Below are 26,618 nucleotides of genomic sequence, written 5' to 3'. Positions count from 1 at the left end.
GAGTCCACAGTGCGGGTGGAGGGGTGTCGTGGCGAGCTTTCAGTGCTCCTCGTGCGGCCGGGAGATCAAACCGGCCGCCAGCTGCCCGCACTGCGGTGCGCACCAGCCACAGTGGGTCGAGCACCTGGCGGAGATCGAGCGCTCCATCGCGGAGATGAAGGCCCGCGAGGCCGCCATCGCCAGCGAGCAGCGGCAGATCGCCGCCAAGATGCAGGCCGCGCTCTTCCAGCGGGACATCCTCGCCCACGCCGGTGAGGAACGTCTCAAGCAGGCCACCCGCCCCCGTCGGGTGCTGCGCCGCAGGCCGGGCCGCCGGCCGCCCACGGCCGCCACCGGCGCCCCGCCCCGGGTCCCCCGGCAGGGCACCCCGGCCGCCCCCGAGGACCCGCCGCCGCCCCCGACGTCGACCGCCACCTGGCTCGACGCCGACGACCCGGAGCACCCCCCGGAGGCGTCCTCCCGCGAGGTGCAGAACATCCCCCTCGGGCTCGGCGCGCTGCTGCTCGGGGTCGCCGCCGTGGTCTTCGCCGCGGTGGCCACCAGCTCGATGGACGCGCTGGCCCGGCTGGGCATCCTGCTGCTCGCGACCGTGCTGATGCTGCTCGCCCCGCCGGTGCTGGCCCGGCGCGGGCTCACCTCGACCGCCGAGACCATCTCCGCAGTCGGCCTGCTCCTGGTGCCGCTCGCCGGGTACGCGCTGTGGGCGGTGGACCGGATCGGCAACGGCGGCGCCTCGGGCGCGATCTTCGCCGGCGTCATCTTCGCCGTCACCGCCGGCGTCTCCTTCGGCTACGCGGGCTGGACGGGGCTGCGCGCGCCCCGGTTCGCCACGGTGCTGGCCGCGCAGCCGGTGCTGCCGCTGCTGGCGTCCGACCGGATCACCGGCCCGGCCGGCTGGGCGCTCGTGCTGACCGCGGTGGCCCTGCTCGACCTCTGGCTGGCGCGGTCCGCGGTCACCGTGGAGCGGCCGGTCCGGCGGGACCTGCCCGGGCCCTCGGCGGCACCCGCCGGGTCCCCGGCCACGCCCCGGCAGCGCCGCGCCGACAGCCGGCCGGAGGGGGCGCCCGAGGAGGTCGGCGAGGTGGTCGACGGCGGGCTGCCGGCGCACGAACGGGTGCCGGCCGCCCGCCCGGTGCCGTGGCTGCGCGAGCTGACCTGGGTGCTGCACGGGGTGGCGGTCGCCCTCGCCCTCGCGTACGCCGTCTCCGCCCTGCTCCGCGCGGGCACCGTGCCGGTCGCCACCGGGGCCGGCGTGGTGCTGCTGCTGGCCGCCGCGGTGGGGCTGGCCGGGACGCTGGTGCTGCGCCGGCCGCCGCTGCCCGACCTCGGCGCCGGGATCTTCACCCTCGCCGTGATCGGCGCGCTGAGCCGGATCGCCTCGGTGGCGTTCCCCGGGCGGGCGCTGCTGCTGATCGCGGCGGTCATCACGCTGACCGGGCTGGCCGTGCGGGCGGTGCCGGAGGCGGCCCGCCGCGGGCCGCAGCTCGCCTCGGCGGTGGCGCTCACGGTCAGTGGGGTGGTGGTCGCCGGGGGCGCCCTGCGCGCCGGGGTCGCCCCCGTCCGGGCCGCGCTGCCGGCCTGGGCGGCCGACCTGGACCGCTACCCGGCCGAGCTGTCGGCGGCCGTCGGACCGGCAGCCTGGCAGCTCGCCGCGAGCGCCTTCCTGCTGACCGTCGCCGCGGTGCTGGCCCTGCCGCCCGAGATCCGCCGGGAGTTCGCCGTGGTCGGCGCGGCGCTGACCGCGCTCGCCGTACCGGCGTCGTTCGGTCTCGGCTGGGCGGTGGCGCCCTGGCCGATGGTGCTGACGGCGGTCGGCATCGGGGTGGTCGGGCTCTCCGCCCGCACCGAACGCGCGGCGCTGGCGCACGCGGCGACCGCCGCCGGCGTCGGCCTGTTCGGCGCGGGCGCGGGACTGGCCCGGCCGGCGCTGACCACCGCGGTCCTGCTCACCCTGTTCGCCGCCGGGGTCCTGGTCGCCGTGGCGCCCCGGATGCGGCTCGCCCCGGCGGCGGCCGACACCGTCTCGGCCTGGGCGGCCGGGGGCGCGGCGTTCGCGCTGCCGGGCGCGGTGGCCGCCTTCGTCGCCGCGACCGTGCCGGTCGACCCGACGCCCACCCCGGCGAGCCTGCGCGAGGTCACCGTCCCGGTGCTCGCGGCCAGCTTCCTGGCGGTCTGCGTCACCCTCGGGCACGCCGCCATCGTGCAGGTCTCCCAGCGTCGCATCCCGACGCCGCTGGCGGTGGGTACCGCCCTCGGCGCGGTCACGGTCACCGCCGCCGCCTTCGGGGCCCCGGGCGCCACCGCCGCCGACGCCTGGGTCGGCGGCCTGCTGCTCGTCGCCGCCGCGATGGTGGTGTTCGCCGGTCCCATCGACGCCGGCCGGCGCTCCGACCTCACCCTGGACGGCTCCGACCTGGCCGCCGCGGCGGTGACCGCCGCCCTGATCGCCACCCTGGCCCGGATCGCGGCCGTGCTCGCCCCCGGCGGGCAGCTCGCCGTCGCCGCCGCGCTGGTGCTGGTGGTGGCCGTGGCCGCCCGGGCCATGCCGGAGGAGTGGCGACGGGGGCCGATCGTCGGCCTCGCCGTCGGCGGCGTGCTGATCGGGCTGCTGGCCGGCTGGAGCGCGCTGCGGGGCGGCCTGGGGGTGCTCGCCACCCCGGGCCCGATCTGGGCCGGTGACCTGACCGGTTGGCCGGCCGGGCCGACAGGTGGGTCGACGTGGCAGGCCCCGGTCGCGCTGGCCCTGCTCGGCGTCGCCGCCGCCGTCCTGCTGCCGCCACCGTGGAAGTACGACGTGTCGGGCGCGGCGGCCGTGCTCGCCACGATCGGCGCGCCGGCCGCGTTCGACCTGCCGTGGTGGTCGCCCGTCCTGGTCGGCGGCATGGTCGCCACGGTCTTCGGGGCAGCCGCCGTGGCCGCGGTCGACCCCCGCGCCGGCCTGTCCCGGGCGGTCGTGGCCGGTGTCGTCGCCCTGCACGCCGCCGGGGCGGGACTGGTCCGGCCGTGGACCACCGCGCTGGCGCTTGGCAGCATCGCGCTGATCGGCATCGTGGTGGCGGCGCTGGCCCGGTCGCTGGCCGTGCCGCTGGTGGAGGACATCGAGACCGAGGGGATGCCGCCGCACCTCGCCCAGATCGGGGGCGCCGCAGCCGGTGCCGCGCTGCTCGCGTTCCCGGGCGCCGTCGCGGCGCTTGCGGCCGAGTTCGGGCGCGCGCCGGAGGTGCTGCTCACCGCCGCGTTGGCCGCGTCGAGCCTGGGCCTGGCGGCGGTGGCCGCCGTCCGGCGACGGATCCCGCAGTACCTGCCCTGGGCGAGCGCGGCGGTGGTCGGCGGCGCCACGGTGAGCGCCCTGGCCGCCGTCCCCGCCGGCATGCCCGTCGGCGTCTACGCGGCCGCGGCGGCCCTGCTCGGGGTGCTCGCCGAGCTGGTGCGGGGCGCGACGGAACCGCCGGTCGGCGCGGCCCAGCCGGTCCGGCGCTGGTCGGTGCTGCTCGACGGCGCGCTGCGGCGACTGCCGGACGACGGCACGCGGCGCCGCTGGCGGGTCAGCCCCGCCGCCGGTGCGCTCGCCGCCGCCGCGCTGCCCACCGCCCTGGCGCTGGTGTCGATCGCGCCGTCCCTGGTCGTCGCCCTGGTCGACCCGCACCGCAGTCTCGGCCGGGTCTGGCAGGGGCCGCCGCCGGAGCTGCTCACCCCGCCCCCCGACGCGGTCGACGCGACCCACGTGCTGACCGCGCTGCTGCTCACCGCGACCGCCGCGCTGGCCGCCACCGGCTTCAGCGGCGGGCGACGCTCCCGGGCCGTGCCGGTGGTGCTGCCCGGCGCCGCCGTCACCCTGCTGATCACCCCGGTCTCGCTCGGCAACGGCTGGCCGGCGAGCACCCTGGCGGCGCTGTCCGTGTTCACCATCTCGATGCTGGGCCTGGCGCTCACCCCGCCCCCGCCGCTGGCCGAGCGGGCCCGCTCGCTGCGGCTGGCCCGGGTGCTCGTCTTCGCCATCGGCCTGGCCGCCGGAAGCGCGGGCCTGGTCGGCGGCCTGGCGACGCGGGAGCTGACCCTGTTCACCCTGGGCGGCGCGGTCGGCGTCGGCGCGGTGGCCGCGATCTTCGGCACCACCCAGCGGGCGCGCATCCTCGGCTGGCTGTTCGCCTCGCTGATGGCGCAGCTCTTCGTGCTCACCGCCGGCCTGGTGGCCGGCCTCGCGGCCGTCTGGTCCGCGTTCGGCGTACTGGCGGTCGGCGCGGCCCTCCAGGTGTTCGCCGCGACCCTGCCCCGGCTGCGTCGCCCCGAGGCCCAGCGGGAGGCGGCCACCGTCGAGTGGAGCGGGTACGCCGCCGCCCTGATCGCCCTGGCGTTGGCGTTCGACTCGCCCCGGCACATCGCGGCGCTGCTGGCCGCCTGGGGTGCGGTGCTGGGCGTGGCGGCGACCCGACCGGGCCGCCGGCCGGTGGAGCGGCGCATCCTGTTCTGGGCGGTGGTGGTCTGCGAGATCGCCGCCTGGTGGATCCTGATGCGGGTGGCCGACGTGGCGCTGCCGGAGGCCTACACGCTGCCCTTCGCGGCACTCGCCCTGCTCGTCGGCGTGCTGGAGTTGCGGCACCGGCCCGACCTGAGCAGCTGGGTCGCGTACGGGCCCGCGCTGGTCGCCGCGTTCGTGCCGACCCTGGCGATCGTGCTGGCCACCGACTCCAGCACGCTGCGCCAGGTGCTGCTGCTGCTCGGCGCCGTGGCCGTCCTCGTCTTCGGGTCGATGAGCCAGCAGCAGGCGCCGGTGATCGTGGGCGCCGCCGTGACGGCGATCGCGGCGGTGCACGCCCTGTTCAGCCTGGGCCCGTGGCTGGCCCTGATCCCCGTCGGCATCCTGCTGCTGGCGCTCGGTGCGAGCAACGAACGCCGGCGCCGGGCCCAGGAACGCCTCCAGACGGCCCTGCGCGGCATGCGATGAGATCGGCGGGGGTCCGTCCCCCGCGATCAGTTGCCACTGCTGATTGGCCCCGTCGAGAGGCCGGCCGTTGGATCACCGATCCGGAGAACACGTAGCGTGACTCCTCGGCTCGACCGGGCACATGCCCCGTCTCCCCTTTGCTCTGCACCCATCGATGCAACAGTCACCGTGCGTGACGAATGCTTGAGGCGTCAACCACCGTGACTGTGCGAAAACCCCAGCTCAGGGCGCTGGTGCGCGGAGGCATGCAGAGCAAAGGGGCGGAGGAGGAGTTGGCTCCCCGAGCCGTCACCGTAACCCTGCGCAACCCCGGCGTCCGTCACCCATAGTAACGAGTCCCAGGGTCCGGCCGGCGCGGAGACGTCAGGCGAGGGAGGCGCGCAGGGCCGCGTCCTTCTCGGCGACCAACTGCTCCAGGTCGGCCTGGTAGGCCGACATGCGGTCGAGCAGGGCGCGGTCGGCGGCGGCCAGGATGCGGACGGCGAGCAGCCCGGCGTTGCGGGCGTTGCCGATCGACACGGTGGCCACCGGCACGCCGGCCGGCATCTGCACGATGGAGAGCAGCGAGTCCATCCCGTCGAGGTGCTTCAACGGCACCGGGACGCCGATCACGGGCAGCGGGGTGACCGAGGCGACCATCCCGGGCAGGGCGGCGGCGCCACCCGCCCCGGCGATGATGACCTTCAGGCCCCGGTCGGCTGCGGCGCGCCCGTAGTCGATCATCTTGATCGGGGTACGGTGCGCCGAGACGACCTCGACCTCGTACGGCACCTCGAACTCGTCCAGCACCTCGGCAGCGGCCTTCATCGTCGGCCAGTCCGAGTCGCTGCCCATGATCAGTCCAACGGTGCTCACGCGTGCCTGCCTCTCACTCGCGACTGCGGGGCCCGCAAGCTCACGCCCGCCCCTCCCGCAACCAGCGGGCGGCTCGCGCGGCCCGCGTCCGTACGTCGTCCAGGTCGTCCCCGAGCACCGTGACGTGCCCGATCTTGCGGCCGGGCCGCACCTGCTTGCCGTAGAGGTGCACCTTGGCACCCGGCTCGGCCGCGAAGAGGTGGTGCAGCCGCTCGTCGATCGACATCCCGCCCGGCTCGCCACCGAGGACGTTCGCCATCACCACCACGGGAGCGGTCAGCGAGGTGTCGCCCATCGGGTAGTCGAGCACCGCCCGCAGGTGCTGCTCGAACTGCGACGTGCGTGCGCCCTCGATGGTCCAGTGCCCCGAGTTGTGCGGCCGCATCGCCAGCTCGTTCACCACGATCCGGCTACCCCCGGGCGCGGCCCGGTCGGCGACCTCGAACAGCTCCACGGCGAGCAGGCCGACCACGCCGAGCGCGGTGGCCAGGTCGATGGCGAGCTGCTGGGCGGCGACCGCCAGCTCCTCCGGCAGGCCCGGTGCGGGGGCGAGCACCTCGACGCAGATGCCGTCGCGCTGCACCGTCTCGACCACCGGGTACGCGGCGACCTGCCCGAACGGCGAGCGCGCCACCTGCACGGCCAGCTCCCGGCGCAGCGGCACCCGCTCCTCGACGATCAGCCGGGTGCCACCGGCCAGCAGGGTCGTGGCCAGCTCCTCGGCCTGCGCCACGTCGTCGACCATCCAGACGCCCCGGCCGTCGTACCCGCCGCGGGCCGCCTTGAGCACCACCGGCCAGCCGATCTCGTCGCCGAACGCCACCAGGTCGGCGGGCTCGGCGACGGGTCGCCACGCCGGGTTCGGCGCGCCCAGCTCGCCGAGCCGCTCCCGCATGACCCGCTTGTCCTGGGCGTGCAGCAGCGCGTCGGCCGGTGGGAAGAGCTTCACGCCCTCGGCGGCCAGCGTGCGGATGTGCTCGGTGGGGACGTGCTCGTGGTCGAAGGTGACCACGTCGCAGGCCTTGGCGAAGGTGCGCAGCGCGGCGAGGTCGGTGTGGTCGCCGTACTGGACGTCGGCGGCGACCAGCGCGGCGCCGTCGTCGGGGGCCAGCGCGAGCACGCGCAGCGACTGGCCGAGGGCGATCGCGGACTGGTGGGTCATCCGGGCCAGCTGGCCGCCGCCCACCATGCCGACAACGGGCAGACCGGTACGGGAATCCATAGCGGCGCCAGCCTATCGGGACGCCCCGCCACCTGCGCCGCCGGATGGCGCATCGAACACCCACCCCCGCTGCTGAAAGGATCATGGCATGACGATTCGCAGTCTGCTTCGTGGCCTGCCGGTGCTCGCGCACGACATGCCGTCGTTCGATCCTGCCGCCGCCCCGGCCGAGCCGCTGCCCCTCTTCGTCGAGTGGATGGCCGGTGCGATCGACACGGGCGTCGACGAGCCGCACGCGATGACCGTTTCCACCGTCGACGCCGACGGCATGCCGGACGCCCGGGTGCTGATCCTGAAGGACCTCGACGAGGCCGGCTGGCACTTCGCCACCAGTTCGGCCAGCGCCAAGGGCCGCCAGCTCGCCGAGAACCCCCGGACCGCGCTCAGCTTCCACTGGCGCGAGCAGGGCCGCCAGGTCCGGGTGCGGGGAATCGCCGCCCCGGCGGACCCCGACGTCTCCCGGGCCGACTTCCTGGCACGGCCCGAAGGGTCACGGATGGCCGGACTGGCCGGCCGGCAGAGCGACGTGCTCACCGACCGCGCCGAGTTGGACCGCGAGCTGGCCCGGATCCGGAAGCGGCTGGCCACCGACCCCGATCTGGTCGCCAAGACGCACACCGTCTACGCGGTCGCGCCGCACCTCGTCGAGTTCTGGCAGGCGGACGCGCAGCGCCGGCACGTCCGGCTGCGCTACCGCCGCACCGGCACGGGTTGGGAACGCGAGCAACTCTGGCCGTGAGCACCGGCACGGACCGGAGGCACCCCCGCACCCGGGCGGCAGCCTGAACGACGGCCGGAAGCCTCAGGGTCGGGTGAGAGCGTCAGCGCCGGCCGAGCTGGGCGACCAGGTCGTCCACCGTCGTCACCGGGCGCTCGCAGACGAAACCCCGGCAGGCGTACGCCGTGGGCCGCCCGTCGACCATCGGCCGGTCGGCGAGCAGCGGCACCCCGGGCTGGCCCGGGCGGCCCGCCACGATCACCGCGCCGGGCGGGGCGTGCCGGTGTGCCGCCGCGACGAGCGGGTCCCCGGTCGGCTCGTCGGTGACCACCGCGACCTCGTACGGCCCGGAGAGCAGCGCCTCGCCGACGGTGGCCGCGTAGCCGGTGAACCGGGCGTGCCGGCCGACGATGGGCGCCACGGTCGACAGGGCGGCCTCGGCGGCCTCCCGGTAGCGGGTCTCCCCGGTCAGCGCCGCGTACGCGACCAGCGCCGCGACTATCGCCGAGCGCCCGGACGGGGTGGCGTTGTCGGTGGGGTCGGCGGGGCGGCTGACCAGGCGTTCGGCGTCGTCGGCGGTGTCGTAGAAGGCACCGCCCGGCGCGGCGAACCGCTCCAGCGCGACGTCGAGCAGTCCACCCGCCAGTTCCAGCCAGCGCCCCTCGCCGGTGAGCTGGTGCAGGGCGCAGAACGCCTCGGCCACGCAGCCGTGGTCCTCCAGCACCCCGGCCGGCTCGCCGACGACGCCACCGCGCGAGACACGGCGCAGCCGCCCGGCCACGATGTGGCGGTCGGCCAGCACCTCGCCGATCCGGACCGCCGCGGCGGCGGTGACGGGATCCCCGGTGAGCGCGGCGTGCTCGACCAGCGCGGTGACCGCGAGCCCGTTCCAGGCGGCGACCACCTTGTCGTCGCGGGCCGGTTGGGGTCGGGCGTCGCGGACCTCGCGCAGCCGCGCCCGGATCCGCTCCCACCGGGCGGCCACCTCGGGGGCGACGTCGTCCACGTCCCGGGCCAGCCGCAGCACGCTCGTGCCGTGCTCGAACGTGCCCTCGTCGGTGACCGCGAACAGGTCGGCGGCGAAGCGGCCGTCGTCCTCCCCCAGCACCTCGACGAGCTGGGCCGGCGTCCAGGAGTAGGTGAGCCCCTCGACGCCCTCGGTGTCGGCGTCGAGGGCGGAGGCCAGGCCGCCCTCGGGGGTGCCCAGGTCGTCGATCATGAACGCGGCGGTCTCGGCGGCGACCCGGGCGGCGAGGGGATCGCCGGCCAGGCGCCAGAGCTGGGTGTACGCCCGCAGCAGCAGCGCGTTGTCGTAGAGCATCTTCTCGAAGTGCGGCACGGTCCAGTGCCCGTCGACGGAGTAGCGGGCGAAGCCGCCGGCCAGCTGGTCGTAGATGCCGCCCCGGGCCATCGCCTCGCAGGTGTGCCGGGCGATCTCCAGGCTGCGCGGCGAGCCGGTGCGCTGGTGGTGCCGCAGCAGGAAGAGCAGGTTCATGTGCGGCGGGAACTTCGGCGCACCGCCGAAACCGCCGTTCACCTCGTCGTACTCCTTGGCGAGCTGGTCGGCCGCGGCGTCGAGCAGCGCGGCGTCCAGCGGCGCGGTGGGCCCGCCCACCGCCTGCGCGCCGCCGATCGCCTCGACCACGGCGGCGCCCTGCTGGACGACGGCGTCGCGCTGGTCCCGCCAGGCCGCGGCGACCGACTGGAGCAGCCGGATGAAGTTCGCCCGGGGGAAGTAGGTGCCGCAGAAGAACGGGGTGCCGTCGGGCGTGGCGAAGACGGTCATCGGCCACCCGCCCTGCCCGGTCATCGCCTGGGTGGCGGTCATGTAGACGGCGTCGACGTCGGGGCGTTCCTCGCGGTCCACCTTGACGCAGACGAAGTCGTCGTTCATGAGCGCGCCGACCTGCTCGTTCTCGAACGACTCGTGGGCCATCACGTGGCACCAGTGGCAGGCGGCGTAGCCGACCGAGATGAGCACCGGCACGTCCCGGCGTTTCGCCTCGGCGAACGCCTCGTCGCACCACGGCCACCAGTCGACCGGGTTGTCGGCGTGCTGGAGCAGGTACGGGCTCGTGGCGTCAGCGAGTCGGTTCACCCGACGACCATAACCACCCGGTGACGCGCCCGCCCGCGCTCCGACGTGGACCGGCCATGCGGCGGGTGGGGTCAGGAGGCGCCGTCGGCGCGCAGCGGGAAGACGTTGGGGCGGGCCTCGTCGAGCAGGGTGCCGAGGACCGCGCCGATCTTGTCGGCCGGCATCGGCTTGAAGAAGTGGTAGCCCTGGGCGGCCGTGCAGCCCAGCTCGGCCAGCGCGAGGCGTTGCTCGGCGGTCTCCACGCCCTCGGCGACCACCCGTAGCCCCAGCTCGTGGGCGAGGCCGACGGTGGTCCGTACGATCGCCGCCGCCTCCGGGGAGTCGGCCATCCGGATCACGAAGGAACGGTCCACCTTGAGCTCGTCCACCGCGATCCGGGTGAGGAACGTCAGCGAGGAGAAGCCCGTGCCGAAGTCGTCGACGGCGAGCTGCACGCCCATCGACCGCAGGGTGGCGAGCACCTCGTCGATGACCTCCAGCTCGCTCATCACCACAGTCTCGGTGATCTCCAGGACCAGCCGGTCCGGCGGCACCTGGTGCCGGCGCAGGGCGTCGGCGATCTCGGTGGGCAGGCGGGGGTCGAGCAGGCTGCGCGCCGACAGGTTGACCGAGATCGGCACGTCGAGCCCGTCGCGGGCCCAGCCGGCGGCGACGGCGAGCGCCTTGTCCAGCACGTAGCGGGTGAAGGTGCCGAGCTGCTCGCTGTTCTCCACCGGGCGGATGAAGTCGTGCGGCCCGAGCCAGCCCCGGCGCGGGTGCCGCCAGCGGATCAGCGCCTCCACCCCCGTCGGGGCGCCGGTGGTCAGGTCGACCGCCGGCTGCAACGCCAGCACGAGCTGGTCGTCGGTCTTCAGCGCCTCGCGCAGCTCCGCCAGCAGGGCCAGTTGGTCGGTGCTGGCGGCGTCCCGGGCGGAGTCGTACGCGGCGACGCTGCCGCCGCCCTCCTTGGCCTGGTACATGGCGATGTCGGCCCGGCGCAGCAGCTCGGTCAGGTCGGCGGTGCCGGCGTCGGCGACCACCACCCCGACGGAGACCTCGACGGACATCCGCACCCCGGCCACCTCGGTCGGCGCGGCGAGCCGCTCGGCGATCTCGCGGGCCTGCCGCAGCGCGTACGCCATGGGGGCGGCCCGGTCGCCGATCACCGGGACCGACGTCAGCAGCAACGCGAACTCGTCGCCGCCGAGGCGGGCGAGCAGGTCCCCGGGGCGGGCAAGGGCGCCCAGCCGGTTGGCGGTCAACCGCAGCAGCTGGTCGCCGGCCGCATGCCCGAGGGTGTCGTTGACCTCCTTGAACTGGTCGATGTCGAGCAGCAGCAGCGCCACCGGGTGGTCGTGGGCGAGCTGGCGCAGCGCCTGGTCGCCCTTGCTGAGCAGGGCCGACCGGTTCACCAGTCCGGTGAGCTGGTCGTGCACCGCCTCGTACGACGAGCGGGCGGTGACCAGGCGCAGCTCGCGGTGGGTCGCGGCGTCGTGCAGCGCGGCGGCGAGCGCGTCGCCGAACGCGGCCACGGCGTCGCGTTCCCGGGCGTTGGGTGGCGCGCAGCGCGGGAACCGGACCCGCAGCTCGCCCACCCGGGAGGCCCCCACGGAGAGGGTACGCACCAGCTCGTGGTCCTCCGGCTCGGTCCGGCCGGGCGGTGCGACCTCCCGGTCGACCAGCTGGCCGCCCGGGTCGCCCCGGTAGCGCCGCCACCGGCCGTCGCCCCGGGCCACGTCGACGTCGACGAGTTCGGCGTTGAACAGGGTCAGCGCGCCCGTCACGGCGGCCGTGGCGACGCCCCGCTCGTCGAGCTGGTTGAGCGCGGCGGTGGCCTCGGCGAAGGCCCGCCAGGTGCGCCGCTCCTGGTCGGCGCGGAGCCGGTGCCGGTAGGTCTGCTGGAGCAGCCAGAGCGCCGGCGGGAGCAGCAGCAGCCAGCGCGCGTCGAGTTCCAGCAGTGCCACCACGACCAGGCCGACGGCCACGTTGCCGACGAACATCAGCAGCTTGCCCCGCAGCGCGGCGAGCAGCGGCGGCGCCACGGGGATGCCGTGCCGCAGCGCCAGGGTGGCGCCGCCGAGCCAGGCGGTGGCGAGAAGGTAGGCGACCGAGCCCGCGAGCACGGCCAGGGCGAGCGCCGGGGTCGGCGTCGCCAGCAGCGGCTCGCCGAGCACGGTGGTGACGGAGACGGCCAGGGCGGTGGCGGCGGTCAGCGACGCCGTGATCCGGACGACCTCCAGCACCGGCCGCCGGTCGCCGAGCAGCGACATGGCCGACCAGGCGAGCGCGGCGCCGAGGAGCGCGGCGGAGGGGAGCCAGCCGGTGGGCGTCAGGTAAAGGCAGATGATCAGCGCGGCTTCGCCCCAGGTGATGCTCACCATCCCGGCGGCGGTGCGGAAGCGCAGCCGGGCCAACTGGGCGACGGCGAACACGGCGACGGCGAGGCCGAAGCGGGCCGGCCCGCCGAGCGGGTCGTCGGCGGGAAGGTGGGTCGGGGCGGTCCACCCCAGCCCGGCGGCGACCAGCGCGGTCAGCGCGACGGCAGCGGTGAGCAGGAGCAGCCGCGCGGGGGTGCCGCGGGCTTCGACCCGGTCGGTCGACTCGCCGGCCCTGCCGGAGGTCACCGGGCCGCTCCGCCTGCGGGCCGCTCGCCGGTACGACGGGCGACCGGTGGTGTGGTGGTCATCGGCGCCCCCTCCCGCGCACGGCTCGGGAACTCTTGGTCCCCCCGGCGAGAGGCTAAGGCAAACCCGGTGGCCGCAACAGGGGGCGACGACCGGGTTCGACGTGAATCATGGGCGGACTAGCCGTTGCGACGCTGCTGACGCCCGGTGGGAGCGGCGGAGGATGAATCCTGCGTCAGCGCACCTTCTGTCGGATCGACGACTGCCGCGTCCGCCTGGTCGGGGGTCGCCGGCGGGCCCTGCTGGGGGAACCGGTCGGGCAGCCGACGCAGCCGGGAGTTCATGTTGCGGATCAGCAGGACGGTGGCGGTGGCCAGAACGAGGATGAGGAAGAGGCCCATCGGCCCGGCCAGGCCACCCGTGCGGGTGTCCCCGAAGTTGTTCTGGGCGAGCACCTCTGCGGCGGTCAGCATGGCGTTCCTCCGGTGTGCGGTTGGTGACCAGGGTAGCCCCGGCCCGGATCAGCGGGCATGGGCCGTCTCGCGCACCCCGGCGAAGAGGTCCGACTCGGGCAGCGGGCTGTCGACCAGCGAGCGCACCAGCTCGAAGTCCTCCGTCGGCCACGCCCGCCGCTGCATCTCCATCGGCACCTGGAACCAGAAGCCGTCCGGGTCGATCTGGGTGGCGTGGGCGCGCAGCGCGTCGTCGCGGACCGGGAAGTAGTCGGCGCACTCGACCCGGGTCGTGATCCGGGGGCCCTTGTCGGTGCGGTCCTCCCAGCGCTTGATCCACTCCTCGTAGGGCGACGTCAGGCCGGCGGCGAGCAGCGTCTCGTGCAGCGCCATGATCTTGCCCCGGGAGAAGCCGATGTCGTAGTAGAGCTTGAGCGGCTGCCACGGCTCGCCCAGCTCCGGATAGCGCTCCGGGTCGCCGGCGGCCTCGAACGCGGCCACGCTGACCTTGTGGGTCATGATGTGGTCGGGGTGCGGGTAGCCGCCCTCCTCGTCGTACGTCGTCACGACGTGCGGACGGAACTGGCGCATCAGCCGCACCAGCGGGCCGGCGGCCACCTCGACGTCCTGGAGGGCGAAGCAGCCCTCGGGCAGCGGCGGGAGCGGGTCGCCCTCGGGCAGGCCGGAGTCGACGAAGCCGAGCCACGCCTGCTCGACGCCGAGGATCGCCCGCGCGGCGTCCATCTCCGCCCGGCGGACGTCGGCGATGTTGGCCCAGACGTCCGGTCGGTCCATCTTCGGGTTCAACACGCTGCCGCGCTCGCCGCCGGTGCACGTGACCACCAGGACGTCCACGCCCTCGGCGACGTACTTCGCCATGGTCGCGGCGCCCTTGCTCGACTCGTCGTCGGGGTGTGCGTGGACGGCCATCAGTCGCAGTTGCTCTGCCAACGTCGGCGCTCCTCGTCTCTGGCCCCGGCGGACCCCCCGCGGGACCGCCCGGCTGACCTGCCGGAATCTTCCCCCCGCGCCGGGACCTGCCGGTGCCGACCTGTCATATTTGACGACGTGACGGGCTGGGAAGATGGAACCCTGCCATTCTTGCCGATGCCCCCGACAACGACGCCAGGAGATACCCGCCGGTGACCGAGACGCACGCCACACTTCCGCCGGGCGCGCCGGCCTTCCCGCCCGGCCGGTACGGCCGCCGCCGGGAGCCCGGGCGGCGCCGGCCGCTGCTGGTGGCGCTGCTGGTGGTTGCCCTGGTCGCGGTCATGACCCTGGTCGCGGTGCGGCTCTACCGGCAGTACGGCGACCCGAACTACGACGCCGAGGTGATCACCTACACGGGGATCACCGACAGCCAGGTGCTTGTCGACTTCCGGGTCACCGTGCCGAAGGGCGGCTCGGCGGTCTGCCTGCTGCGCGCCCGGGACCGCGACGGCGCCGAGGTGGGCCGGGAAGAGGTGACGGTGACCGCCCGGCCCGACCAGCGGCAGGTGACCGCGCAGCACCGGCTGGCCACCACCGCCCGCCCCTTCGTCGGCGAGGTGCTGCGCTGCCGGCCCGCGGGCTGAGCGGCCACGGCGCGGGCTCGGGCGCGCGGCCCGGACAGCCTCGGCGGCCCGGGCACCGGGGGTACCGCCGGTGTTCGAGCGCGCCCTGTGTCGTACCGCACTGGTAACTTGGAAGTTCACCTGTCAGCCAGCACGCACGAACGAGGAGAACGCCTGTGTCCACTGGCAACGAGGCGCCCGCCACCTGGCTGTCCCAGGACGCGTTCGACCGGCTCCAGGGCGAGCTCGACGAGCTGATCGCCAACCGGCCGGTCATCGCCGCCGAGATCAACGCCCGCCGCGAGGAGGGCGACCTGCGGGAGAACGGTGGCTACCACGCCGCCCGCGAGGAGCAGGGCAAGGCCGAGGGGCGCATCCTCTACCTCAAGGAACTGCTCCGCACCGCCAAGGTGGGCGGGGCGCAGGCCGCCGACGCGGTGTCGCCCGGCATGGTCGTGACGATCTACTTCGACGACGACAAGGACGACACCGAGACCTTCCTGCTCGGCTCCCGGGAGATCGCGTCGACCACCGAGCTGACGGTCTACAGCCCGGAGTCGGCGCTGGGCCAGGCGATCCTGGGCGGCCGGGCCGGCCAGACCTGCACCTACACCGCCCCCAGCGGGGCCGACATCAAGGTGACCGTGGTCAGCTTCGAGCCGTTCTCCGGCTGAGCCCCCGCCGCCGGGCCGAGGCGGCCCGGGCTGGCGACACGGCCGCCCGAGCGCCGATCCGGCCGGGCGACGACGAGCGACCCCGCGAGGCGTGGCACCGGTCCCGGTGTCACGCCTCGCCGGCGAAGACCACCTGGTAGCCGCTGGCCCGCAACGCGCTGATCAGCGTGTCGGAGTGCTCGACCCCCCGGGTCTCCACCGACAGGGCCACCTCCACCTCGCCCAGGCGCAGGTGCGGATTGGCCCGCTGGTGCTCCACGTCCACCACGTTCGCCCGGTGCTCGGCGATCTCGCCGAGCAGCGACGCGAGCTGGCCGGGGCGGTCCGAGCAGCGCACCGTCACCCGCAGGTAGCGTCCGGCGGCGGCGAGGCCGTGCTCGATCACCCGCAGCATCAGCAGCGGGTCGATGTTGCCGCCGGAGAGCACCGCCACCACCGGCGCCTGCACCTCGACGACGCCCGCCAGCAGCGCGGCCACGCCCACCGCGCCGGCCGGCTCCACCACCTGCTTGCCCCGCTCCAGCAGCATCAGCAGCGCCCGGGAGATGTCCTCCTCGGAGACCGTGACGATCTCGTCCACCAGCTTGCGGACGTGGGTGAAGGTGAGTTCCCCCGGCCGGCCGACGGCGATGCCGTCCGCGATGGTGCCGAACGACGGGAGGCGTACCGGCTCGCCGGCCACCAGGGAGGGCGGGAAGGCGGCGGCGCCGGCGGCCTGCACCCCGATGATCCGCACGTCGGGCCGCAGCGCCTTGGCCGCCACCGCCATGCCGGAGACCAGCCCGCCGCCGCCCACCCCCGTGATGATCGTCCTGACCTCGGGGCACTGTTCGAGGATCTCCAGTGCCACCGTGCCCTGGCCGGCGATCACGTCCCGGTGGTCGAACGGGTGGATCAGCGTCGCGCCCGTCCGCTCGGCGTAGTTCTGCGCCGCGACCAGGGACTCGTCGACGGTGTTGCCGACCAGCTCGACCTGGGCGCCGTAGCCCTTGGTGGCGGCGACCTTCGGCAGGGGCGCGTTCACCGGCATGAAGACCGTGGCGTGCGTACCGACGAGGCCGGCGGCGAGCGCGACACCCTGGGCGTGGTTGCCGGCGCTCGCCGCGACGACTCCGTCGGCCCGCTCCGCCTCCGACAGCCGGGAGATCCGCACGTACGCGCCGCGCACCTTGTACGAGCCGGCGCGTTGCAGGTTCTCGCACTTGAGCCACGTCGGCCCGCCCAGCGCCGCGCTGAGCGGCCGGGAGGGCTCCAGCGGGGTGGTGCGGACGACGTCGGCGAGAAGTTCCCGCGCGGCCCGTACGTCGGCGAGACCGACCAGTTCCGTCATGCCCTGATCGTGCCACCCGCCACCCGCGCCGACGCGCGGCACGCCACCCCTCAGACGGGGGCGGGGATCCGCGGGTAGCCGGGGGCGTGCCGGGACCAGGGTGCCTGCATCTCGAACTGGCCGGCGATGCCGAGCAGCAGCAGCTCGCTGCCGGGCGGGCCGATCAGCTGCACGGCGACCGGCAGCCCGTCCGGGCGGCGGCCGACCGGCACCACCAGCGCAGGCAGGCCGGCGATGTTCCACGGCGCGGCGAACGGGGCGTACCGGATGCTGGTCAGCATGTTGGCCCGCCAGGACCGGCCGGACCAGCCGTCGGCCTCCGGTGGCACGGTCGCCAGGGCCGGCGTGAGCAGCAGGTCGATCGAGTGGTCGGCGAAGAAGCCGATCGACCGCTCACGCCAGGCGGCCCGGTCGGCCTCCCGGACGTACCCGCGCCGCTGCGCCCACTCGCCGAGGGCGACGTGCCGGCGGCTGCGCCGCTGGAGGCCGCGCCGGTCCAGCCCAGCGGCGCGGACGTCGGCCGCCGCCGCGGCGAACCACGTGGCGATGCCCTGCAGGCCCAGGGCCGTCGGGTAGACCGGATCGGCCGGCACGGTGTCGTGGCCCGCGCCCGCGAGCAGCCGCCCGGCGGCGGCGACCGCGTCCCGGTTGGGCGCGTCGGCGTGCACGCCCCGCACGGGCGAGCGGAGCGAGACGCCCACCCGCAGCCGCTGCGGCGGCACCAGCTTGTCCGGGCGGCGGCCGGCCAGCACCGAGAAGCCGACGGCCGCGTCGGCGACCGTGCTGGTCAGCATGCCGTGCTCGGTCAGCCCGAACCAGTCGTCCGCGCCGAGCTGGCACGGGACCACGCCCCGGCCCGGTTTGAGCCCGACCAGGCCGCAGCAGGCCGCCGGGATGCGGATCGAGCCGAGCCCGTCGTTGCCGTGGGCGATCGGCACCAGGCCGGCGGCCACGGCCGCGGCCGCGCCGCCGGACGAGCCCCCGGGGGTACGCCGGGTGTCCCAGGGGTTGCGGGTCACGGCCGTCTCGTCGTCGGTGAGGCCCCAGAGGCCGAGCTCCGGCATCCGGGTCACCCCGAGGATCACTGCGCCGGCACCGCGCAGCCGCCGGACCACCTCGTGGTCGGCCTCGGCCACCGGCGTACGCACCGCCGCCGACCCGTTCCAGGTGGGCAGCCCGGCGACGGCGGTGTTCTCCTTGACCGCCACCGGCACCCCGGCCAGCGGGAGGTTGGCCAGGTCCTCCTGCTCGTCGACCTTCTCCGCCTCGGTGATCGCCTCCCCGCCGCGTACCGTGCGGAACGCGGCGAGGTCGGCGTCGACCCGGGCGATGTGGTCCAGGTGGTCGGCGACGACCTGGGTGGCCGTGACGTCGCCCCGGCGTACGCCCCGGGCGATCTGCTTGGCGGTCGCCCCCACCCAGGTCGGCATGATGTCCTGCACGGCCACCCTCCCAGCCAGCGGTCAGCCCAGCGCCTGCTCCAGATCGGCGAGCAGGTCGTCGACCGTTTCGATGCCGACAGACAGTCGCACGAGATCGCCGGGAACTTCAAGCGGCGAGCCGGCAGCACTTGCGTGTGTCATCCGGCCCGGGTGCTCGATCAGGGATTCCACGCCGCCGAGCGACTCGGCGAGGATGAAGAGCTTCGTCCGGTTGCAGATCTCGACGGCGTGCTCCTCGCCGCCGGCGGCCCGGAACGAGATCATGCCGCCGAAGCGGCGCATCTGCTTCGCGGCCACCTCGTGGCCCGGGTGCGCGGGCAGCCCCGGGTAGATCACCTGACCGACCTTGGCGTGCCCGTCCAGATAGGCCGCGATCCGCTCGGCGTTGTCGCAGTGCCGGTCCATGCGTACGCCCAGGGTCTTGATGCCGCGCAGGGTCAGCCACGCGTCGAAGGGCCCGTTGATCGCGCCCATCGCGTTCTGGTGGTAGCGCAGTTCCTCGCCGAGCCCGGCGTCGGCCGCGACCAGCGCGCCACCGACCACGTCGGAGTGGCCGCCGATGTACTTGGTGGTCGAGTGCACCACCACGTCCGCGCCGTGCGCGATCGGCTGCTGGAGGTACGGCGAGGCGAACGTGTTGTCGACGACCAGCAGGGCGCCCGCGTCGTGCGCGACGCCGGCCAGCGCGGCGATGTCGGCGATGCCGAGCAGCGGGTTGGTGGGCGTCTCCACCCAGACGATCCGGGTCCGGCCCGGCTCGACGGCGGCCCGGATCGCGTCGGGGTCGGAGACCTTCGCCGGGGTGAAGTCCAGCCCCCAGCGCTCGGCCACCCGGGCGAAGAGCCGGTACGTGCCGCCGTACGCGTCGTCGGGGATCACCACGTGGTCGCCCGGCTTGCAGACGGTACGCAGCAGGGTGTCCTCGGCGGCCAGGCCGCTGGCGAAGGCGAGCCCGACCGGGCCGCCCTCCAGCGCGGCGAGGCACTCCTGGAGGGCGTCGCGGGTCGGGTTGCCGGAGCGGCTGTACTCGTAGCCCAGCCGGGGCGCGCCGACGGCGTCCTGGGCGTAGGTGCTGGTCTGGTAGATCGGTGGGATCACCGCGCCGGTGCGGGCCTCGGGGTCCTGGCCGGCGTGGATGGCGAGCGTGTCGAAGCCGTGACTCATCCCGTGAGGCTAATCCCCCGTCCCGAAGGCTGGAACGGAACGGTGCTGTCGGGTCCGCGCCCACGGCGGCGGGCCGGCGCGGGGACGTCTCCCATCCGGGCGGCCGGCATAGCCTGGACGGATGAGCGGGTGCGTGTTCTGCGGGATCGTGGCCGGCGAGACTCCCGCCTTCCGGGTCGCCGACGAGCCCGACGGGGTGGCGTTCCTGGACACCCGGCCGGTCTTCAAGGGGCACGTGCTGGTGGTGCCGCGCACGCACCTGATCGCCCTGGCCGACCTGCCCGCCGAGGCGCTGGCCGGCTACTTCGGCCTGGTGCGGCGGCTCGCGGTCGCCGTGGAGACCGGCACGGAGGCCGGCGGGACGTTCGTGGCGATGAACAACAAGGTCTCCCAGTCCGTCCCGCACCTGCACACGCACGTCGTGCCGCGCACGAAGGGCGACGGCCTGCGCGGCTTCTTCTGGCCGCGCACCCGCTACGCCGACGACGCCGAGGCCGAGACCTACGCCGCCCGCATCACCGCAGCCCTCTGACGCGCCCCAGCCGCCCGGAGGCGGGCGGAGCGGGCGGAGAACCGGGGCGAACGCGACAGCCCACGCGAAGCGGGGCAGGCGTGGCGGGCGGCAGGACTCCCCTGACGCGCACCTCTCGACACCCTTCGTCACATACGGTAACGATGACCATGCGTCACGCTCTGCGACGGGCGCGCGGGGCGCTCCGGGTGCCATCTCGCGCCCTTTGCTCTGCAGCCATATCCACACCAGGCCACTGACCTGCCACGACACGAAACGCCCGCGCCGCCGCGACAGCACCAGTCACCACCCAGCGTGACTGTTGCAGATAGGGATGCAGAGCAAAGCGGGTGAGGCGAGGGAGGCGCGGCCAGCGGGCCATGTCACCAGGAGTGACGGAGCGAGTGGCAGGCGTGACCGGCCCGAGCGCGCCACCGCTACCCGGGGGACGGCTGTGACCTTCTCGTGGGCGGCGGTCGCCTGAGTGTGGGTGGAGCGGGTAAGGAAGGCGGATCCGGCGGTGTTGCACGCTGGGAGAGTTACGAGAGGAGTCCCACCGTGTTCCTGCGCCGCATGAAGGCCGAACTGCCCACCTCCGACCAGGCCCTGCCGGGTCGCCTGATCGCAATGCCGATCGCGGACCGGCACGAGGTGCTGGGCACCCCGCTCAAGGGTCCCTTCCCGGAAGGCGCCCAGGTGGCCGTGTTCGGCATGGGCTGTTTCTGGGGCGCCGAGCGGCTGTTCTGGACGCTGCCGGGTGTGATCACCACGTCCGCCGGCTACGCGGGCGGCATCACGCCGAACCCGACGTACGAGGAGGTGTGCTCGGGGATGACGGGGCACGCCGAGGTGGTCCAGGTGGTCTACGACCCCGCCACGATCAGCTACGAGGACCTGCTGAAGGTCTTCTGGGAGAACCACGATCCGACCCAGGGCATGCGCCAGGGCAACGACGTGGGCACCCAGTACCGGTCGACGATCTACGTGACCACGGACGAGCAGCTCGCCACCGCCCAGGCGTCCCGGGACGCGTTCGCACCGATCGTGGCGCGGGCCGGCAAGGGCGAGATCACCACCGAGATCGACCGGCTCGGCGAGTACTACTTCGCCGAGGACATGCACCAGCAGTATTTGGCGCCCACGAAGAACCCGAACGGTTATTGCAACCACGGCCCGAACGGGCTGAGCTGCCCGGTCGGCGTCGCCCGGGTGCCGTCCGACCTGCACTAGTCTCCTGGACAGAGCCGGTCGCCACCGCTCCCCCGCCGACATCGAGGTGGAAATTTCCTGCCTGAGGTGTCGTATCCGCTCGACGCCGTTCGTAGCGGAGATGGTGGCAGACAAAGGTCCGCCCGAGACTAGGGAGCAGACATGGCCGAGTACCTCATCTACTTCAACCAGCAGTGGGTGGGTGACCACACTGAGGAGTGGTTCCGCGCGCGCGGGCCACTCGCCATGGCGGTCGTGGACGAGATGAAGGCGGCCGGGGCGTACGTGTTCGCCGGGGGCCTGGAGGAAGGGGACACCCCCGTCTTCAGTGCCGACGCCACGAGCGGCTCATTGGTGTTCACCGACGGGCCCTACGTCGAGACCAAGGAGTGGCTGGGCGGGCTGACCGTGGTGGACGTGGCCGACGTGGAAACGGCCCGGATGTGGGCCGGCAGGCTCGCGGAAGCATGCGGCTGGCCCCAGGAGGTCCGACGGTTCGGCCACATCCCGCAACCCGGTGACGAGTGAGTGGGGAGTCGACACGGCGACCACGGCCCGAACGGGCTGAGCTGCCCGGTCGGCGTCGCCCGCACCTCGGGCTGAACCCCGCTCGGGGCGGGACCACCGGCACCGTCACGGAGGCCGGCGCGGCACCTGTCGCGCCGGCCTCGGCGCTTCCGAGACTGAGCAATCGATCACATCCGCCGCCGGGCGGAAACCGCCCCATCCGCCACTCCTGACGCGGTCCGCCACCGGAGCCGACACGTGCTGTGACGGAATCGTGCAGTGTAGCAAAACTTCAAGAAACTGTTATCAGCTCAACGGGCAATCCTCGTAGCCCTCTGGCAGCATTGCCTGGCATGTGCGGACTTGCGGGAGAGTTCCGCCGTGACGGCTCACGCGCCGACGTGGCAGCGGTGGAGCGCATGGCGGCCACGATGAGCGACCGGGGGCCCGACGACAGCGGCGTCTGGGCCCAGGGCCCGACGGCCCTCGGACACCGCCGCCTGAAGATCATCGACCTCTCCGCCGCGAGCGGGCAACCGCTGGTCGACCCCGGTGCGGGACTGACCGGCGTCTTCAACGGGTGCATCTACAACTACCGCGAGCTGCGCGAGGAACTCCAGGCCAAGGGCCACCGGTTCTTCTCCTCCGGCGACAGCGAGGTCGTGCTCAAGGCGTACGCCGAGTGGGGGCTCGACTTCGTCGACCACCTGATCGGCATGTTCGCCGTGGCGATCAGCGAGCGGGACACCGGCCGGCTGGTGCTGGCCCGGGACCGGCTCGGCATCAAGCCGCTCTACCTGGCCGAGACGCCCGGCGCGGTCCGCTTCGCCAGCACCCTGCCCGCGCTGCTGGCCGGGGGCGGCATCGACACCGGCATCGACCCGGTCGCGCTCGCGCACTACCTGAGCTTCCACAGCATCGTGCCGCCGCCGCGCACCATCCTGCGCGGCGTCACCAAGCTGCCCCCGGCGACCGTACGGGTCTACGAGGCGGACGGCCGCACCTCCGAGCGGGTCTACTGGGACCCGGCCTTCACCCGCTCCGCCGAGCGGGCCGGCTGGTCCGAGAAGGACTGGCAGGACGCCCTGCTGGAGTCGCTGACCACGGCCGTACGGCGGCGGATGGTCGCCGACGTGCCGGTCGGCGTGCTGCTCTCCGGCGGGCTGGACTCCAGCCTGGTGGTCGCCCTGCTCGCCGGCGAGGGCCAGCGCGGGCTGTCCACCTTCTCGATCGGCTTCGACGCGGTCGGCGGCCGGGAGGGCGACGAGTTCCGCTACTCCGACCTCGTCGCGAAGACGTTCGACACCGACCACCACCAGATCCGGGTGGCCGCCGCCGACCTGGTGCCGCCGCTGGAGGCGGCCGTCGCCGCGATGTCCGAGCCGATGGTCAGCCACGACTGCGTGGCGTTCTACCTGCTCAGCGAGGTGGTGTCGCAGCACGTCAAGGTCGTCCAGTCCGGCCAGGGCGCGGACGAGATCCTCGGCGGCTACCACTGGTACCCGCCGCTCGCCCGGGTCGGCCGGGACCGGGCGCTCGACACGTACGCCGGGGCCTTCTTCGACCGGGACGCGGCCGGGCTGGCCCGGGTGCTGAACCCGGCCTGGCTGACCGACGGCGACCCGGCGCGGGAGTTCGTGGCCGCGCACCTCGGCCGCGCCGGGGCGGAGACCGCCGTCGACGCCGGCCTGCGGATCGACACCCAGGTCATGCTGACCGACGACCCCGTCAAGCGGGTGGACAACATGACGATGGCGCACGGGCTGGAGGCCCGCGTGCCGTTTCTCGACCACGAGTTCGTCGAGCTCGCCGCGAGCTGCCCGCCGGAGCTGAAGCTGGCGCAGGGCGGCAAGGGCGTGCTCAAGGAGATCGGCCGCCGGGTGCTGCCGCACGAGGTCATCGACCGGCCGAAGGGCTACTTCCCCGTACCCGGCCTCACCCACCTGGAGGGCAAGCTCCTCGACCGGGTACGCGACGCGCTCTCCGCGCCCGAGGCCCGCCGCCGCGACCTGTTCCGCGCCGACTACGTCGACGCCCTGCTCGCCGACCCGAACGCCGAACTGACCCCGTTGAACGGAAACAAGCTGTGGCAACTCGGACTCCTGGAAATGTGGCTCCAGAGCCACGGAATCGACTCACCGTGACCGACACCCTGGCGACCGGCGCGGCCCGGACCGACCGGTCGCGCAACAGCCGACGACGGGAGCGGGTGGGCCCCGGCGGCGACCCGATGGCGCCGGAGCCGGCGGAGCCGCCGACCCGGGAGGGCGACACCGACGTGGTGCTGGACTGCGGCTGGGGGCGGCTCGTCTTCGGGCAGACCTTCGTCGACCAGGCCGCCGTCGCCGCCGTGCTGCGCTCCGAGGCCGCCGGTTCCCGGGACATCTGCATCTACCTGCGCGACCCGCACGTGCTGGTGTCCCGGCTGCCCGACGAGCTGTTCATCGACCCGTCGCTGACCTACCGGCTGCCGCTCGACGGTGACCGTCCGACCGGCGACGGCGACGTGCCGGGGCTGACCATCCGCCCGCTGGCCGACGCCGCCGACGCGGACGCGGTCAACCGGATCTACGCCCGCAACGGCATGGTCACCGCCGGGGTCGACGTGCTCGTCGCCAACGCGCGCACCGACCGGTTCCTGCACCTGGTCGCCGAGGACGCCACCGGCGAGATCGTCGGCACCATCACCGGCGTCGACCACGTCGCGGTCTTCGACGACCCGGAGAACGGCGCCAGCCTGTGGTGCCTCACCGTCGACTTCAACACCGCGCCGCCGGGCACCGGCCAGGCGCTGATCACCGCGCTGGCCGCCCGGCTGGTCGAGCGGGGCCGGGCGTACGTGGACCTGTCCGTGCTCGCCGAGAACGGCGGGGCGATCCGGCTCTACGAGCGGCTCGGCTTCTACCGCACGGCGACGCTCTGCGTGAAGCGGAAGAACCCGATCAACGAGCGGCTCTTCCTGCCCGCCATGCCCGAGGGGTACGACCAGCTCAACCCGTACGCCAGGATCGTCGCCGACGAGGCGATGCGGCGCGGCATCCGGGTGGAGGTCACCGACCCCGCCTGGGGTGAGCTGCGGCTGAGCAGCGGCGGGCGGACCGTGCTGACCCGCGAGTCGCTGTCGGAGCTGACCTCGGCGGTGGCGATGAGCCGCTGCGACGACAAGCGGGTCACCCGCCGGATCCTCACCGAGGCGGGGCTCTCCGTGCCGCGCGGCCGGACCGCCACCGGCGGCGAGGACGACGTCGCCTTCCTCGCCGAGGTCGGCCGGGTGGTGGTGAAGCCGGCGCGCGGCGAGCAGGGCAACGGCATCACGGTGGGCGTACGCACTCCCGAGGCGCTGGCCGCCGCCGTCGAGTTGGCCGCCCGGTTCTGCCCCGACGTGCTGATCGAGGAGATGCGCGCCGGCGAGGACCTGCGCGTCGTCGTCATCGACCACGAGGTGGTGGCCGCCGCCGTCCGGCGCCCCGCCTCGATCACCGGCGACGGGGTGCACGACATCGCCGAGCTGATCGAGCGGCAGAGCCGCCGTCGGGCCGCCGCCACCGGTGGCGAGTCCCGCATCCCGCTCGACGACATGACCCGCGACGTGCTCGCCGAGGCCGGCCACGAGCTGCACGACGTGCTGCCCGAGGGGCAGGTGCTGGCCGTACGCTGGACCGCGAACCTGCACACCGGCGGCACCATCCACGACGTCACCGCCGAGCTGCACCCCGCGATCGCCGAGGCGTGTGTGGCGGCCAGCCGGGCGCTGGACATCCCGGTCACCGGGCTGGACCTGCTGGTCGGCGCCCCGGACCACCCGGAGCACGTGTTCATCGAGGCCAACGAGCGGCCCGGCCTGGCCAACCACGAGCCGCAGCCGACCGCCGAGCGCTTCGTGGACCTGCTCTTCCCCGGCACCCGGGCGCCGCAGCGGCTCTGGACCCCGGCCGGCCCGGGAGGTGCCGCGTGAGCCCGAGGCCCCTGGAGATCGACCTGGACTACCTGCGCCAGGTGCTGATGGAGCTGCTGGAGATCCCGAGCCCGTCGGGGCGTACGGACCACGTGCAGCAGTACGTCGGCGAGCGGCTCTCCGCGCTCGGCATCCCCTCCACGCTGACCCGCCGCGGCGCGCTGAGCGCCTGCCTGCCCGGCCCCCGCTCGACGGGCGCCGACCGGGCGATCGTGGTGCACACCGACACCATCGGCGGCATGGTGAAGCGGCTGAAGGAGAACGGCCGGCTGGAGCTGAAGACGATCGGTACGCACAGCGCCCGGTTCGCCGAGGGCGCGCACGTGCGGATCTTCACCGACGACCTGGAGCGGGTGATCACCGGCCAGGTGCTGCCGCTCAAGGCCAGCGGCCACCGCTACAACGACGACGTGGACCTCCAGGGCGTCGGCTGGCAGCACGTCGAGGTCCGGGTCGACGAGCCGGTCGAGGACATCGCCGGGCTGCGCGCCCTCGGCATCGACGCGGGCGACTTCGTGGCGTTCCTGCCGAACCCGACGATCACCCCCAGCGGGTACGTCAAGTCCCGGCACCTGGACGACAAGGCGGGCGTGGCGGCGGTCCTCACCGCCCTCAAGGCGATGGTCGACGCCGGCGTACGCCCGGCGGTCACCGCGCACCTGCTGGTCACCGTGACCGAGGAGATCGGGCACGGGGCGTCGCACGGGCTCGACCCCGACGTGGCGGAGATCGTCTCCGTGGACGCCGCGGTGGTGGCGCCCGGCCAGCAGTCCCGCGAGGACGCGGCCACGCTGGCCATGGGCGACGGCGTGGGCCCGTTCGACTACCACCTGACCCGCAACCTGGCCTCGATCGCCGCCGAGCACGGGGTGGACCTGGTCCGGGACGTCTTCGAGTACTACCGCTCGGACGTGGCGGCGGCGGTGGAGGCCGGCGCGCACGCCCGGGTGGCGCTGCTCGGCTTCGGCGTGGACGCCACCCACGGGCACGAGCGCACCCACCTGGAGGGCCTGCGCCAGCTCACCCAGCTGCTCTGCCTCTACCTCCAGAGCGACCTGGTCTTCCCCGAGTGGGACGCCGAGCCGGAGGGCGACCTGGCCGACTTCCCGTCGCTGGCCGTGCAGCCGGCCAGCGAGGAGGGCCCCCGCGAGGGCCCGATCGGCATCGCCGAGAACACCTGAGCGCCGGCCCGCCATTCCCCGGCGCTGTGTGATCGAAATCCGTTGCCGGCGGCGCGCGGGCTGGATAGCGTGGCGGTACACGGGAAAGGAGGTGGTCCAGACTTGTATAGCAATCGGACTCGTGAGGTGGCTGTCCGCTAGCCGCTGTCCTCGACAGTGAAACCGTCCGCCGCGAGGCGGGCAACACAGCACCATC

At 74.3% G+C, this 26,618-nt stretch carries 18 protein-coding genes and 2 pseudogenes; 10 read left to right on the top strand and 10 right to left on the bottom strand.

The window, feature by feature from the left end; genetic code table 11:
* Positions 1-28: 28 nt before the first annotated feature.
* The gene (locus OG989_RS11940) at positions 29-4,945 is read left to right on the top strand and encodes an SCO7613 C-terminal domain-containing membrane protein (protein WP_327030522.1); all 4,917 of its coding nucleotides are present in this window, start codon (positions 29-31) and stop codon (positions 4,943-4,945) included.
* A 363-nt stretch (positions 4,946-5,308) separates the two neighbouring features.
* Here OG989_RS11940 and purE read toward each other — a convergent pair whose 3' ends face one another.
* Positions 5,309-5,800 (bottom strand): 5-(carboxyamino)imidazole ribonucleotide mutase, encoded by a 492-nt coding sequence (gene purE, locus OG989_RS11935; protein ID WP_132233504.1) that lies wholly within the window; start codon positions 5,798-5,800, stop codon positions 5,309-5,311.
* Between the two features lie 40 nt (positions 5,801-5,840).
* The gene (locus OG989_RS11930; RefSeq protein WP_327030521.1) at positions 5,841-7,022 is read right to left on the bottom strand and encodes a 5-(carboxyamino)imidazole ribonucleotide synthase; all 1,182 of its coding nucleotides are present in this window, start codon (positions 7,020-7,022) and stop codon (positions 5,841-5,843) included.
* Positions 7,023-7,110: 88 nt separating this feature from the next.
* On the opposite strand from OG989_RS11930, the gene OG989_RS11925 reads away from it, so the two are divergent.
* Complete coding sequence (locus OG989_RS11925; RefSeq protein WP_327030520.1) at positions 7,111-7,761, top strand: pyridoxine/pyridoxamine 5'-phosphate oxidase; 651 nt, start codon at positions 7,111-7,113, stop codon at positions 7,759-7,761.
* An 82-nt stretch (positions 7,762-7,843) separates the two neighbouring features.
* Here the strand turns inward: OG989_RS11925 and OG989_RS31930 are convergent.
* From OG989_RS31930 to mca, 5 genes and pseudogenes are all read right to left on the bottom strand, one after another.
* Positions 7,844-8,548: pseudogene (locus OG989_RS31930) on the bottom strand (hypothetical protein); the annotation flags it as partial.
* Positions 8,549-8,607: 59 nt separating this feature from the next.
* Positions 8,608-9,838: pseudogene (locus OG989_RS31925) on the bottom strand (thioredoxin domain-containing protein); the annotation flags it as partial.
* 71 nt (positions 9,839-9,909) lie between these two features.
* Positions 9,910-12,441 carry a putative bifunctional diguanylate cyclase/phosphodiesterase gene (locus OG989_RS11915; protein WP_442791928.1) on the bottom strand — a complete coding sequence of 844 codons (2,532 nt, stop codon included), beginning with the start codon at positions 12,439-12,441 and terminating at the stop codon, positions 9,910-9,912.
* 179 nt (positions 12,442-12,620) lie between these two features.
* Positions 12,621-12,914 carry a hypothetical protein gene (locus tag OG989_RS11910; protein ID WP_151454219.1) on the bottom strand — a complete coding sequence of 98 codons (294 nt, stop codon included), beginning with the start codon at positions 12,912-12,914 and terminating at the stop codon, positions 12,621-12,623.
* A 48-nt stretch (positions 12,915-12,962) separates the two neighbouring features.
* The gene (gene mca, locus OG989_RS11905) at positions 12,963-13,844 is read right to left on the bottom strand and encodes a mycothiol conjugate amidase Mca (protein ID WP_151454220.1); all 882 of its coding nucleotides are present in this window, start codon (positions 13,842-13,844) and stop codon (positions 12,963-12,965) included.
* Positions 13,845-14,035: 191 nt separating this feature from the next.
* Here mca and OG989_RS11900 point away from each other — a divergent pair, with 191 nt between their 5' ends.
* Together OG989_RS11900 and greA are read left to right on the top strand one after the other, a co-directional pair.
* Positions 14,036-14,470, top strand: a complete 435-nt coding sequence (locus tag OG989_RS11900) for a DUF4307 domain-containing protein (protein WP_151454221.1) — start codon at positions 14,036-14,038, stop codon at positions 14,468-14,470.
* A gap of 155 nt (positions 14,471-14,625) precedes the next feature.
* Positions 14,626-15,123 (top strand): transcription elongation factor GreA, encoded by a 498-nt coding sequence (greA, locus tag OG989_RS11895; RefSeq protein WP_132233490.1) that lies wholly within the window; start codon positions 14,626-14,628, stop codon positions 15,121-15,123.
* 109 nt (positions 15,124-15,232) lie between these two features.
* On the opposite strand, the gene ilvA is transcribed toward greA, so the two are convergent.
* From ilvA to OG989_RS11880, 3 genes are read right to left on the bottom strand one after another with little or no spacing between them, the layout of a single operon-like run.
* Complete coding sequence (gene ilvA / locus OG989_RS11890; protein ID WP_151454222.1) at positions 15,233-16,453, bottom strand: threonine ammonia-lyase; 1,221 nt, start codon at positions 16,451-16,453, stop codon at positions 15,233-15,235.
* 50 nt (positions 16,454-16,503) lie between these two features.
* Positions 16,504-17,901 carry an amidase gene (locus OG989_RS11885; protein ID WP_327030518.1) on the bottom strand — a complete coding sequence of 466 codons (1,398 nt, stop codon included), beginning with the start codon at positions 17,899-17,901 and terminating at the stop codon, positions 16,504-16,506.
* A 15-nt stretch (positions 17,902-17,916) separates the two neighbouring features.
* A complete protein-coding gene (locus tag OG989_RS11880) occupies positions 17,917-19,059 on the bottom strand; it encodes a cystathionine gamma-synthase (RefSeq protein WP_121396518.1) in 1,143 nt (380 codons plus the stop codon).
* A gap of 121 nt (positions 19,060-19,180) precedes the next feature.
* On the opposite strand from OG989_RS11880, the gene OG989_RS11875 reads away from it, so the two are divergent.
* The 6 genes from OG989_RS11875 (at position 19,181) to OG989_RS11850 (ending at position 26,422) form a co-directional block, all read left to right on the top strand.
* Entirely contained in the window at positions 19,181-19,591 is a 411-nt protein-coding gene (locus OG989_RS11875) for an HIT family protein (protein ID WP_327030517.1), read from the top strand.
* Between the two features lie 537 nt (positions 19,592-20,128).
* Positions 20,129-20,800 (top strand): peptide-methionine (S)-S-oxide reductase MsrA, encoded by a 672-nt coding sequence (gene msrA / locus OG989_RS11870; protein ID WP_151454225.1) that lies wholly within the window; start codon positions 20,129-20,131, stop codon positions 20,798-20,800.
* A gap of 141 nt (positions 20,801-20,941) precedes the next feature.
* The gene (locus tag OG989_RS11865) at positions 20,942-21,307 is read left to right on the top strand and encodes a YciI family protein (RefSeq protein ID WP_327030516.1); all 366 of its coding nucleotides are present in this window, start codon (positions 20,942-20,944) and stop codon (positions 21,305-21,307) included.
* 332 nt (positions 21,308-21,639) lie between these two features.
* Positions 21,640-23,430 (top strand): N-acetylglutaminylglutamine amidotransferase, encoded by a 1,791-nt coding sequence (locus OG989_RS11860; RefSeq protein WP_327030515.1) that lies wholly within the window; start codon positions 21,640-21,642, stop codon positions 23,428-23,430.
* Complete coding sequence (gene ngg / locus OG989_RS11855; protein ID WP_327030514.1) at positions 23,427-25,241, top strand: N-acetylglutaminylglutamine synthetase; 1,815 nt, start codon at positions 23,427-23,429, stop codon at positions 25,239-25,241. The genes OG989_RS11860 and ngg overlap by 4 nt, the downstream gene beginning before the upstream one ends.
* Positions 25,238-26,422 carry an osmoprotectant NAGGN system M42 family peptidase gene (locus OG989_RS11850; RefSeq protein ID WP_327030513.1) on the top strand — a complete coding sequence of 395 codons (1,185 nt, stop codon included), beginning with the start codon at positions 25,238-25,240 and terminating at the stop codon, positions 26,420-26,422. Before ngg ends, OG989_RS11850 begins: the two co-directional genes overlap by 4 nt.
* Positions 26,423-26,618: the final 196 nt, after the last annotated feature.

Origin of the sequence: Micromonospora sp. NBC_01740, from assembly GCF_035920365.1 — a bacterium.
GTDB classification, from domain to species: domain Bacteria; phylum Actinomycetota; class Actinomycetes; order Mycobacteriales; family Micromonosporaceae; genus Micromonospora; species Micromonospora reichwaldensis.
The sequence above is the reverse complement of the archived record's forward strand: the minus strand, read 5'-3'. Positions and strand labels throughout refer to the sequence as shown.